8 protein-coding genes are annotated in these 7,859 nt (G+C 63.1%); 5 read left to right on the top strand and 3 right to left on the bottom strand.

The genetic code is table 11. The features are described 5' to 3' along the window. The 3 genes from C8264_RS21195 to C8264_RS21185 form a co-directional block, all read right to left on the bottom strand. A partial coding sequence (locus C8264_RS21195; protein ID WP_205245754.1) for a transposase zinc-binding domain-containing protein occupies positions 1–166 on the bottom strand: 166 nt, incomplete at its 3' end. Positions 167–170: 4 nt separating this feature from the next. Beyond that, on the bottom strand, positions 171–1,076 hold the full coding sequence (locus tag C8264_RS21190) for a tyrosine-type recombinase/integrase (protein ID WP_108462974.1): 906 nt from the start codon (positions 1,074–1,076) through the stop codon (positions 171–173). Positions 1,077–1,393: 317 nt separating this feature from the next. Next, on the bottom strand, positions 1,394–2,590 hold the full coding sequence (locus C8264_RS21185; protein ID WP_162783829.1) for an ROK family transcriptional regulator: 1,197 nt from the start codon (positions 2,588–2,590) through the stop codon (positions 1,394–1,396). A gap of 118 nt (positions 2,591–2,708) precedes the next feature. Here C8264_RS21185 and C8264_RS21180 point away from each other — a divergent pair, with 118 nt between their 5' ends. From C8264_RS21180 to C8264_RS21160, 5 genes are read left to right on the top strand one after another with little or no spacing between them, the layout of a single operon-like run. Further along, a complete protein-coding gene (locus C8264_RS21180; RefSeq protein ID WP_108462972.1) occupies positions 2,709–3,746 on the top strand; it encodes an SIS domain-containing protein in 1,038 nt (345 codons plus the stop codon). Continuing rightward, positions 3,743–4,669: an N-acetylglucosamine kinase gene (locus tag C8264_RS21175; RefSeq protein ID WP_108462971.1), complete on the top strand. Its 927-nt coding sequence runs from the start codon at positions 3,743–3,745 to the stop codon at positions 4,667–4,669. The genes C8264_RS21180 and C8264_RS21175 overlap by 4 nt, the downstream gene beginning before the upstream one ends. Further along, on the top strand, positions 4,666–5,577 hold the full coding sequence (locus tag C8264_RS21170; RefSeq protein WP_108462970.1) for a TIM barrel protein: 912 nt from the start codon (positions 4,666–4,668) through the stop codon (positions 5,575–5,577). Before C8264_RS21175 ends, C8264_RS21170 begins: the two co-directional genes overlap by 4 nt. A gap of 18 nt (positions 5,578–5,595) precedes the next feature. Then, positions 5,596–6,930 carry an ABC transporter substrate-binding protein gene (locus C8264_RS21165; RefSeq protein ID WP_108462969.1) on the top strand — a complete coding sequence of 445 codons (1,335 nt, stop codon included), beginning with the start codon at positions 5,596–5,598 and terminating at the stop codon, positions 6,928–6,930. Further along, positions 6,927–7,856, top strand: coding sequence for a carbohydrate ABC transporter permease (locus C8264_RS21160; protein ID WP_108462968.1), 930 nt, complete (start codon positions 6,927–6,929; stop codon positions 7,854–7,856). Before C8264_RS21165 ends, C8264_RS21160 begins: the two co-directional genes overlap by 4 nt. The last annotated feature ends 3 nt before the right edge of the window (positions 7,857–7,859 follow it).

Here is a 7,859-nt window from a genome sequence, read left to right as displayed (position 1 = left end):
CGCAGTCGGAACAGGCTTCGACGTGACCGCCCAGAGCTGCACTGCGACAGCTCTCGATCGCCGACATGACCTTGAGTTGAGGAAGGCTCAGGTGCCCGGCATGGGTAGCGCGATAGGCGGGACCGGCAGCACGGAAGATATCGGCGACCTCAATGGTGGCGCGCACCGGATCAGGCGGGGGGAGGCTTGTCCTCCATCAGGGCCATCAGCCGGTCGAGGGGGCTGGCAACCGCCTGGATCGTGCGGGTCGAGACCTTGGTGTAGAGCGCAGTTGTCTCAAGCTTGGAGTGCCCGAGCAGCACCTGGATGACCCGGATATCGACATCCTGCTCCAGCAGGTGCGTGGCAAAGCTGTGCCTGAGGGTGTGTGGGCTGACCCGTTTGCGGATGCCGGCGACCTCGGCCGCTTCCTGCACCGCGCGATGCAATTGCCGCGACGAGATGGGATCGGTTGGGGAGCGACCCGGAAACAGCCAGCCATGAGGCAGCATCACGCCGCGCCGCTTGCCCTCGCGCCACCACAGTCGCAGCAGCTCCAGGAGCTGGGGCGAGAGCATGGCGTTGCGATCCTTGCGGCCCTTACCCTGTTCCACCCGGATCAACATGCGGGCGCTGTCGATATCGTCGACCTTGAGGTGCGCCACCTCGGAGACGCGCAGGCCCGCGCCATAGGCAACCCCAAGCGCGGCCTTGTACTTGATGCCCGGTGCCGCTGCAAGCAGCCGGGCCGCTTCCTCGATGCTGAGCACGTCAGGCAACTGGCGCTGATAGCGGGTGATCACCAGGGACCGCGACAGATCCCGCCGCTTCAGCGTCACATCGAACAGGAAGCGCAGTGCCGAGACCGCACCATTGATCGTGGAGGGGCTGACGCCGCTCTCATGCTGGTGCAATTGGTAGCGGCGGATATCGTCGGGCGTAGCTGCGTCTGGGCTCTGCCCGAGGAAAACAGCGAAGCGCCGGACGTGACGCACATAATCGTGCTGGGTGTGCACGCCCAGGCCGCGCATCAGCATGTCCTGCTGCATGCGTTGGCGGAGCGGCGTGGCGGGCGCGTCGGTCGGCGACATAACCATGGGAAGTTCCTCTCGTTGAAAGAAACTCCATGGTCAGACTGCGACCTCAGCCGCTCAAAGGCTTAAATGATGACGCTGAACCAGCCGCGGGCACCCCTCCCGCGAAGCGGGTTCGTGCATGGGGGCGCATTGCGGTCAAAGTACAGTAGCCTGCTGAACGGCCGCTTTCCCGGCTTGGGCGCCCAGAAGCGGTCGGGCAGCTTGCCACCCGCTACTGCCATCGCCTGCGCCGAGCCGACTGTCCGTTTCGGACATTCGCGGGCCTTTGTCGACCGCCAAAGTGGGTGGTTGAACCCACCGGCGCATAGCACCTGTAGCTATAATCTACTGCCTCGATAGATCGTCGGTCTGCCAAGCGCCGCCTGATAATAGGTCCCTACAAGGGATGTCCAGGCGAGATCGCGCGCCAACCGCGCAGCGCCGTCGACGCTTGCTTCCACGCCTTTGGACGAGATTGCAATTTCGGTGCGGAAATTGAGCTGACGGAATTCTCCGACAACGATCTCACTGAACTTGGGATTGCGGGACAGACCGCCGCCCAACACCAGGATTGATGGGTCCAGAATGGTCGCGGCAGTCGCGGCGATGCGGCCAAGAGCCTGGCCGTGCAAAGTCATCACTCTCTTGGCGACGGGATTTCCGCTCTCTGCTGCACCGAACAACGCTTCCGCAGAATTGGGTGGTATCGAACCGGGCGGCCATTCGTCTGCCGCGCGCTTCACCAAGCCCTGCGAGCCGAACTCATATTCGATCGCGTGGCGGGGGCTCGATACATCGCCCGACCAAGAAATGGGGATCTGGGCGAGTTCGCCGCTTGCGCCATAGCCACCGCGAATAAGGGCTCCGTCGCAGAAGAACCCCAAGCCCAGGCCGACACCCATCTGCATATAGGCCGCATCGTCGACACCAAGCATCACGCCATCATGGTGCTCCGCGACCGCGGCGCAATTGACGTTGTTTTCGACGAGGATCGAAACGGCCGGATCCAGACCTGCCGCCTCTGAAAAACTGTCCAGCACGGCGGGGGCGGGCAGGGCCGTGGCACGGGCAGCTTCAATATCGCGTGGCACGATCTGGTTGAGCGCCAGAGCTACGGCAAGCAGCGGCCCCTTGCGGGAAACCCTGCCAAGCAATCGGCTGGTCTCCACACCTGCAAGAGTGCCTGCGTCCGTCGGAACGCCGCTATGCTGCAGGTTGGAGCGCTCGAGGATCGAGCCGTCGAGGCCCTGTGCCACAAGGCTGATCTGGGTGGAGCCGATATCAACGCCCATAATCCATCCTGCCCGCTGGCTGACGCCATAGATCAGCGTTGCGCGGCCTCGCGCACCCTGTTCGCGCCGCAGTTCGGTTACGAGATCATTGGCCGTCAGTTCGGCCAAAGCTGCCGTGGTCGTCGGAAAGCTGATTCCGGTCGCCTCGGCTACGGCCTTTCGCGTCGCCTCACCGCTGCGGGCGAGATGGGCCAGAGTCGACTGAGCTATATCGGACAGGCCGCCATCGAACGCATTCTGCATCTGAAATCCCCAAGCCCGTTGCATGCGTTTCTACACCACGTCGCAGCGCATATCACCACTTGACGCATTTATTAAAGTCGATAACTTTAAAAAATAAGTCCTGAGTGGGAGTGTGATTTTGCAGGTTTATGAGAAGCGTCCATGGATTGCGGCATCGGCGTCTTATGACAGCCAGGCCCAATCGCTGATTGACCTGATTCCCCGGGTGTGGTCGCAGATTCAGGCACTGGCGCCCAAGCGGCCGTCGCGCCTGTCGATCGTTGGTATTGGCGCCAGCCACGCTGCTGCTGCGGCCCCGGCCTATCGCCTTCGGGCCGACGGCATTGATGCGTCCCGTTTCCTTGCCAGCGAATTGCCGGCTGGGACAGCGACCGGGGATGGCCTCACCATTCTTGTCTCGCAAAGTGGCCGTAGTGCTGAAGTGGTCGACCTGGCAAAGCGTGTCGGTGGCGGCGCCGGGCTTGCCTTGACCAATTATTATCCTTCTCCATTAACCGAGGTCTGCGGCGCCGAGCTCAATCTGGGCAATCTCTCCGACAGCTCGGTTTCCTTCGTCAGCTTCACAGGCACCATCCTGGCTCTGGCGCTGCTGGCCGACTATTGGGCCGGGCGCGATCAGTTGGCGCACTGGCAATCTTTGGTGAGCCGGACGGCCGAGGCCGTACTGGCGGCCGATCAGGACCTTGATGGCGTTGCTGCCCGGCTGGTCGCGTGCCCGACCGTGGACTTCGTTTCCCCGGCCAGCGCCCTGTCCATTGCCGAAGAGGCTGCCCTGATGTTCCGCGAAGGGCCGCGCCTGATGGCTACGGGCATGGAGACGCGCCAGTACCTGCACGGGCCGATGGATGCTGCAAAGACTGCGGGACATGTCGTCTTCGGCGGGGCGCGCGAAGCCGTGCTGATCGACCAGCTCAAGGAGCAGACGGAAGCCCTGGTCTATGTCACCGGGCAGGGCGCTGGTGCGGTCAAGGTTCCGACCTGGCTGACGCTCGACCTGCCCGTCTCGGTCGACGATGGCATAGGTTTCTCACTGGCCGGTTCCATGGTTGCCCAGCGACTGACGCTGCATGCATCGCGCCATCGCAGTATCGATATCAACGAGGCCGTCTTTGTCCGGCTCGATACGAAGACCGACCGGGTGGGCATGCCCGCATGACGAGCTCGGCTCAATCGGTGGTTGTGGGCGTGGATGTGGGCGGTAGCAAGACCCATATTCGGCTTGAAGACGCGCGGAGCGGCGCGCTCTTGCTCGATCAGACTGCCACGAGCACACATTGGGCCAGCCTGAGTGACCAGGAGCGCGCCAAGACCTTGCGCGACTATGTGGTCGCAACCGTTGGCGATCTTGAGGTGGCTGCGCTGGTTGCAGGCGTGCATGGTAATGACAGCCCGGCCCAACATGCCATCCTGAGCGCACCGTTGCTCGATGCCTATGCGCAGGTCGATGTGCTCAATGACTCCCATCTAGTCATTCTGGCCGAGGGCCTGCATTCTGGGACCGGCATCATCGCCGGCACGGGATCTTCCGCTACCGCGGTTGCCCGAGACGGGACTGTCACGACGGTCGGCGGATGGGGCTGGGTCCTGGGCGACGAAGGCGGTGGCGCCGGCCTGGTCCGCGAAGCGGCCCGTGAGGTGCTCGATGCCTATGATCGCCAGGAAGCTGACCCTCTTGCCGACATGCTGCTGGAGGCCCTGGACATTCGCCATCCGCATGGCTTGACCCATTGCCTGGGCTCAACCGAGCCGCGGCTTTGGGCGCAGGTCGCGCCGGTGATTTTCGCGGCCGATCTGGCCGGATCGCCAAGGGCCCGGCGCGCCATAGCCCGCAATGTCCAGGTCATGGTTGAGATGATCGCGCTGCTGGGTCGGCGGGGTGGAGACGTCACGACCGTCGTCTGCGCCGGCAGCGTCTTCCATCACCAGCCAAGGCTGGTCGAGGAATTTAGCGCTGGGGTGGCAGACCTGTCGGCGCAGACGACCAGGGTTGTGTTGCTGAGCGACGCGCCGGTTGCCGGAGCGCTCAATCTGGCGCGCGAACGTGCCGGGTCCAAATATGTTATCGAGGGACTTTCATGACGCAGCTTTTTGCCAATGCACCGGTCACCTGGGGTGTATGGGGACCCCATAGCCTGCCAGAGGGTCGCACACCGCGCGATATTCTGCGGGCCCTGCGGGATGCGGGCTATACCGGCGTCGAACTCGGGGCGCTCGGCTTTTTTGGCCTGAGCCCTACCGAAACGGCCGACACGCTCGCTGAATACGGCCTCCGCTCCGCCGGTGCCTATGTGCCGCTCAGGCCGCTGCATGGAGTCGATGTCATGGCCGGCGATCTAGAGAACCTGCGAGCCGTCTGCGCCACGCTGGCAGCTTGCCCGGGAACTGGGCCCGTCATTCTGGCCGAGGAAACAGAAGCCGTGCTGAAACGCCATGTCCAGCGCGGCGATACTGCCCCCGAACTGGACCTCGACAATGCCCAGTGGGCAAACCTGATCGCGGGCATGGTTGAAGCCGGGCGCATCGCTGCCGATTTCGGTCTGCCCGTTTCCTACCACCCCCATACCGGCACCCATATCGAGCAGCCTCATGAAGTGGACAGGTTTCTGTCCGGTTGCGACCTGGACATGACGCTGGACACCGGTCATGCGGCAGCGGGAGGCGACGATCCTCTCGACCTGCTGCGCCGCTGGGGAGACCGGGTCAATCATGTTCACGTCAAGGATCTCAAGCTCGCCCCGGTCGAGCGGGCCCAGAAAGAGGGGCTGACCTTTGGCATGGCCGAAGCTTCGGCCGCCCTGGGCGAGGGGGACCTCGACATGGCTGCCTTCATGGCAGCGCTGGCCGACCGCGATTATCGCGGCTGGGTCGTGGTGGAACAGGATCGCCGGCCTGACGGTGGGCACGACCATGCCGACGTCGATGCCGAGCAGAAGAGGAATCTGGAATGGGTCAAGGCCCATGCCGGGTGGTTGTCGAAAACAATCTAATGTCTGGAGGGACTACGAATGCTTAGACGAACTTTCAATGCAATGCTGGCCGCTTCTGCGGCAACTCTGATGATGTTGGGCGCCGTCAGTGCGCAGGACATCACCGCCCCGGTGACGCCGGAGGAGGTTGCCGCGCTTGGTGACATCACGCTGCGGGTCTGGGCCGATGCCGGCGAGCAGGCCATGCTCGAAAAGCTGGTCCCGCTTTACGAGCAGACTTATCCGAACGTGACCGTGGAGCTGACGCTCAAGGGCTGGGACGACCTGATGGGGACGGTCGTCAATGCCATGAACAGCAATACGCCGCCGGATGTGACCAATGGCAACCAGGGTTTTGCGACTATGGGAACCATGGTCCGCGCCCAGTTGGTCCGCCCCCTCGATGACTTCATTTCCGCCTATGGCATCGACCAGGGCGTTCCGGCCAGCGGCTTTTCGTCCATGCAATGGAATGACGAAGGCACGGCTTGGGGTCAGGGCAAGATCTACGCCATGGGCGGCGCGACACAGCCGCTCGGCGTGTTCTACAGCAAGGCCAAGCTGGAGGAACTGGGCCTTGAGGCACCGCAGTCGATCGAAGACCTGCAGGCGGCTCTGGCAGCAGCCAGCGAAGCCGGTGAGCAGCCGATCATGCTGGGCAATGCCGCGCAGTATCCGCTCGGCTCGCATGTCTTCGGAATTCTGATCGACATGTATTCCAGCGTCGACGAGGTCAATGCCTGGATTGCTGGCACGGAAAGCTCCACTTTCGACACGCCCGGCGTGCGCAAGGCGCTTGAAACGCTCTCGGCCTGGGGCGAAGCGGGCTATTTTGGCAATGGCTATGACGGCCGGTCGATGGATGACGCCGTGGCGTCGTTTGGCGGCGGGGAAGGCGTGTTCTTCCTTGGCGGTTCTTTCAATGGTGCGCGTCTTGCCGCCATCGATCCAGACGCCTTCGGCTATACGCTGCTGCGCGGCGAGAGCGGTGAATATGTCACCACGGGCACGTTCGGTACGCCCTGGCACATCAGCTCCAAGACCCAGGTTGAGCCGGCTGCCCTGGCCTTCCTTGGCATGATGCTGAGCGCCGATTTCGCCCAGGCCTATGCCGATGTCAGCCGCCTGCCCAATGCAAATCTGGAAACCGTGACGCCAACGGGATCCATGCATGAGGCCCAGCTGGCCGCCGCCCGTGCTCTGTTCGCCGATGGCGACTTTGTCGGCTATCTCGATTGGGCAACGCCCACCATGCAGCGCACCATGGGCACCCAGGCGCAGATGCTGCTGGCTGGCCGCACCGATATCGATAGCTTCATCGCCGCGGTGCAGGACGACTGGTCCACCTATCAGGCCGAGCGGCAGGAACAATGACCGAGGTTCCGTCCAGGAACGCCGGCGGGCACGGGCAGGCTGAAAAGCCTGTCCGTCTTTCCGGCGAGCCCTTCGCCTGGCGCCATCTGCTCTATTTGGCGCCGGGCCTTGCACTTTACGCGCTGTTTTGCCTGTGGCCGGTGATCCAGACCATCCAGTTTTCGTTCCACCGCTGGGACGGCATTACCGATGCGCGCTGGGTCGGCCTGCGCAACTATATCCAGGTCTTTACCAGTGCCCAGACGCTGACCGTCTTCGGCAATGGCCTGATCATGATCATCTTCTACGCGGTTCTGCCCGTGCTGATTGGTCTGTTGATCGTGGCCATCATGACCCGCATCCGCATTCGACTGCTCTCGGTTTTCCGGACAGTGCTTTTCCTGCCCCAGATCCTCGCGACCGTTGTCGTGGCCGTGGCCTGGCGCTGGATTTACGCCTACGACGGCCCGATCAATGCCCTGCTGTCCGCGGTGGGTCTGGGTTCGCTGTCGCGGGCGTGGCTCGGCGATTTCGATACGGCGCTGATCTCGGTCGGCCTGATCGGCACCTGGATCAATTTCGGCCTGTGCATGGTGCTGTTCATCGGTGGCGCGCAAAAGATCGACACCCAGCTCTATGAAGCAGCCCGTCTCGATGGCGCCGGCCCGTTTCAGGAGTTTATGGCGGTCACCTTGCCGGGCCTGCGGGGCGAAATCTCCATCGCCCTGGTTCTGACTGTCACCAATGCCCTGCGCAATTTCGACATTGTCTGGAACACGACCTCTGGCGGGCCGGGCACTTCGACGCTGGTGCCGAGCTATCTCATCTACGAAGGCGCGTTCATCACCCGCAATGTCGGCTTCGCCGCCGCCGCCAGCGTTGTGCTGACCGTCCTTATCCTGGTGCTGACCGGCGTCATCACCCGCCTCATGCGATCGGAGGACTAGCCG

The sequence above is a fragment of the Devosia naphthalenivorans genome (assembly GCF_003056355.1).
In the GTDB taxonomy this organism is placed as follows: domain Bacteria; phylum Pseudomonadota; class Alphaproteobacteria; order Rhizobiales; family Devosiaceae; genus Devosia; species Devosia naphthalenivorans.
The sequence above is the reverse complement of the archived record's forward strand: the minus strand, read 5'-3'. Positions and strand labels throughout refer to the sequence as shown.